This window comes from Kineococcus glutinatus (genome assembly GCF_039542765.1).
Taxonomy (GTDB): Bacteria; Actinomycetota; Actinomycetes; order Actinomycetales; family Kineococcaceae; genus Kineococcus_A; species Kineococcus_A glutinatus.
The window spans coordinates 1-3,637 of the sequence record NZ_BAABIL010000506.1 but is presented as its reverse complement, the minus strand read 5'-3'; the positions used below and the strand labels follow the sequence as shown (position 1 = coordinate 3,637).

The window sequence follows — 3,637 nt, the reverse complement described above, 5'->3', positions numbered from 1 at the left end:
AAGGACAGCGCGCACTGGTACTCGCGGGTCATCGGCGCCAACGCCCTGCCGCCGGCCTGAGCCGCACCTGCCCGACGGGGACGTCCCGCCACGACACGCCCGCGTGTCGCGCGCGGGGCGTCCCCGTTCCGCGTGGCGCCCCCGGGGGGGTGGGCACCACGCGGTGGGTCCCCGGTCCGGCCGCGACGTCAGAGCCGGACCTCGCAGTCGACGAGGACGTCGACGCCGCGCTCGTCGCTGAACCGGTCGCGGCCCCGGCCGCAGTCCAGGGTGTCGACGTCGCCGTCGGTGTTCAGCGTGATCGAGTCGTCCCCGTCACCGCCCACCACGACGTCGGCGCCGTCCCCGCCGCGCAGGGAGTCACCCAGCCCCAGGCCGTGCAGGTGGTCGACCCCCTCCAAGCCCTCGATCTCGTTGATCGAGGCGTTGCCGACGAGGACGTCGCCGAACCGGGTGCCGCTGAGCCGCTCGACGTCGGCGCCGATGCTGTCGCGCTCGCCCGGCTCGCCGTCGTCGCCCTGCGCGCCGTCCAGGTCCACGACCACGCCGCGCGGGCGGCCGACGTAGCTGACCGCGTCGCGGTCACCGGCCCCGCCGCTGATGGAGTCAGCCCCGTCGACGACCAGGCTGGACGGGAAGAAGTCCGTGCCGCCCAGCCCGCGCAGCGTGTCGTCACCGCGCAGGCCCTCGATGGTGTTCCTGCCCTCGCTGCCGGTCAGCGTGTCGCGGTGCGCGCTGCCGACGAGGTGCTCCACCGAGGAGCGCACGTCGTCGCGGTCCCCGGTCAGGGTCCGCCCGTCGTTGGCGACGTCGTCCAGGCTGACGGTCACCCCGCCGGTGGCGTCGCGGTACTCCACCCGGTCGGCGAAACCCGCCCCGCCGTCGTACGCCACGGCCGACAGCCCGCCGGTCACCGCGGAGCGGAAGACGTCGTCGCCGTCCCCGCCGCGGACCACGCCGGTCAGCGGCGCCTCGATCACGGCGGCGTCGGCGCCGTCGTTGAGCAGCGCGTTCAGGCCGGTGATGCCCGTGCCGCAGCGCGCGCGGGTGCCGGTCACGGTGCAGCCCGACCCGGCCGCGGTGGTGATGGCCACCGCGTCGGTGATCGTGAGCACGCCGCGGTCGAGGAAGACGCGGACGTCGTTGGTGTTGCCGGTGCCGCCGTCGTAGACGACGACGGTGCCGTTGACGACCTGCACGGAGGCCGCCGTGGCGGCGTGGGCGCTCGTGCCCGCCGCGGCGGCGGGCGCGACGGCGCCGACGACGCCGGCGAGCAGGAGGCCCGCGCGGAGGCGGTGGGTGCGGGAGCGGGACATGTCGGGAGCCCTTCTGACGTTCTGGTCGGACGGTCCGTCCTCTGGTGTCGCCGGCTCGTCCACCGGCCACCACGACGGTGCCCGGGCCCGCTGCCACGGCGGTCCCAGCCGGCTGTCACCGCCGCCGGCGGCGGGTGGGCACGCGTGACAGCGACCTGGCAGCGGTCCGGCAGGTGCCCGGCCTAGACAGGGCCCACCCGCACGAGGCCACCGGACCGGGGCGCTCGACGGGCAGGACCGCCGGACGGACCGGTGGTGAGCACCCGGAGGACCGCCATGACCACCACCGAACCCGCCCCCGCACCGGTGCCCGCGCAGGCCGGCGCCGTGCCCGGCCCCAGCGCCGACGAGGTCGCCGAGCGCGTCTTCGGCAGCGTGCTCGCCGGCTTCGAGGCCTTCGCCGTCTACGTCGGCGACCGCCTCGGCTGGTACCGCGACCTGCACGCGCACGGCCCCGCCACCCCCGCCGAGCTCGCCGGCCGCACCGGCACCCAGGAGCGCTACGCGCGGGAGTGGCTGGAGCAGCAGGCCGTCGCCGGGCTGCTCACCGTCGTCGCCGGCACCGGCGACGCCGACGGCGCGCGGCGGCGCTACGGGCTGTCCGCCGGTGCCGCCGAGGCCCTCACCGACCCCGACAGCCTCGCCCACCTCGCCCCGCTGCCGCGGATGCTGGCGGCCGCCGCGACCCGGCTGCCGCAGCTGCTGGAGGCCTACCGCTCCGGTGGCGGGGTGAGCTGGGACGAGCTCGGCGACGACGCCCGCGAGTCCCAGGCCGACCTCAACCGGCCCTGGTTCCTGCACGCGCTGCCCGGTGCGCTGCGCGGCACCCCCGCGCTGCACGAGGTCCTCGACCGCCCCGGGGCGCGCGTCCTCGACGTCGGCTGCGGTGCCGGCTGGTCCTCCCTCGCCCTGGCCCGCGCCTACCCCCGGGCGCACGTCGTCGGGATCGACGTCGACGCCCCCTCCGTCGGGGCGGCGCGGCGGGAGGCGGTCGCGGCCGGGCTCGGGGACCGGGTGGAGTTCCGCCTCGGCGACGCCGCCGCGCTCGCGGCCGACGGCGGTTACGACGCCGCCTTCGCCTTCGAGTGCGTCCACGACATGCCCGACCCCGTGGCGGTCCTCGACGCGGTGCGCCGCGCCGTGCGCCCCGACGGGGTGGCGGTCGTGGTCGACGAGGCGGTGGCCGAGGAGTTCACCGCCCCCGGCGACGAGGTCGAGCGGGTCATGTACGGGTTCAGCCTCTTCGTGTGCCTGCCCGACGGCCTGTCCGCGCCCGGTTCGGTCGGCACCGGCACCGTGATGCGCCGCCCCGTCCTGCAGCGCTACGCGCAGCGGGCCGGCTGGTCCGGCGTGGACGTCCTGCCGGTCGAGGACTTCGCGTTCCTCCGGTTCTACGGCCTGCGGCGCTGAGCGCCCGGCCCGGCTACGTGCGGTGCCGGGCCGGTTCGCGCAGGTCGACGACGGCGGGCCCGGGGCGGGCGTCCGCGAGGAACCCCAGCGCCGCGGCGACCACCTCGCCGTCGGCCAACCGCCCGCCGCGGTCGCCGAGCTCACCGAACCCCTCCTCGCCCAGCGCCGCGCGCAGGGTCCCGGTGGCGGCGCGCACCCGCTCGGCGTCGGCCCCGAAACTCGGGACGGTGGCCTCCCGGGCGGCGAACGCGCCGTGCAGCACCGCCGCGGCCTCCGCGCGGCCCAGGTGCAGGAGCAGGTCGGCGACGTTGCGCAGCGTCGTCCACTGGTGGGTCCAGTTCCCCAGCTCGTGCCAGTGCCGCACCGCCTCCTCGAACAGCGGGACGGCCTCGCCCGGGTCACCGTGCCGGGTGTGCAGCGAGGCGGCCGTCGTCAGCGCCACCCCCACCAGGTAGCGGTCGCCGTTCCCGCGGGCCGCGGCCAGCGCCTCGCGCAGGTGGCCGGCGGCGCGGGCCGGGTCCCGGTCGAGCAGGACCTCACCGGTGACGTAGACCGCCCAGGGCCGCAGCACCTCCAGGTCGTCGCGCTCGGCCCGGGCCAGCAGCTCCCGCGCCCGGGCCTCGGCCCCGTCGGCGTCCCCGCGGTAGAGGGCGATCAGCGGCAGCAGCGCCGAGGCGATGCGGGCGTCGGGCACCGGCGGGCGCAGCGCCCGGATGCGGTGGACGATCGCCTCCGCCTCGTCCAGGCGCCCCTCGAACAGGCAGACCTCGGCCAGCAGGTTGCCGAGGTAGCCCTCGACCACCGGGTCGGCGGTGCCGGGTCCCGCGATCAGCGCCAGCCCCCGCTCCAGCAGTTCCCGCGCCCGCGCCAGGTCCCCGGCGGACCGCGCGCCGGCGGCCGCCACCCCGCAG

General features: G+C 77.6%; 3 protein-coding genes. 1 reads left to right on the top strand and 2 read right to left on the bottom strand.

Annotated elements, in window-relative coordinates; genetic code table 11:
- Positions 1-188: 188 nt before the first annotated feature.
- A complete protein-coding gene (locus tag ABEB16_RS17170) occupies positions 189-1,316 on the bottom strand; it encodes a hypothetical protein (RefSeq protein WP_345713440.1) in 1,128 nt (375 codons plus the stop codon).
- A 276-nt stretch (positions 1,317-1,592) separates the two neighbouring features.
- On the opposite strand from ABEB16_RS17170, the gene ABEB16_RS17165 reads away from it, so the two are divergent.
- Complete coding sequence (locus ABEB16_RS17165) at positions 1,593-2,726, top strand: SAM-dependent methyltransferase (protein ID WP_345713439.1); 1,134 nt, start codon at positions 1,593-1,595, stop codon at positions 2,724-2,726.
- A gap of 13 nt (positions 2,727-2,739) precedes the next feature.
- Here the strand turns inward: ABEB16_RS17165 and ABEB16_RS17160 are convergent.
- Positions 2,740-3,637 (bottom strand): tetratricopeptide repeat protein (locus ABEB16_RS17160; RefSeq protein ID WP_425560238.1); only part of this gene is annotated, 898 nt, incomplete at its 5' end.

Excerpts from the sequence above, each read along its gene's own strand:
- ABEB16_RS17170 (WP_345713440.1), bottom strand. The coding sequence starts at position 1,316 with ATGTCCCGCTCCCGCACCCACCGCCTCCGCGCGGGCCTCCTGCTCGCC.
- ABEB16_RS17165 (WP_345713439.1), top strand. The coding sequence starts at position 1,593 with ATGACCACCACCGAACCCGCCCCCGCACCGGTGCCCGCGCAGGCCGGC.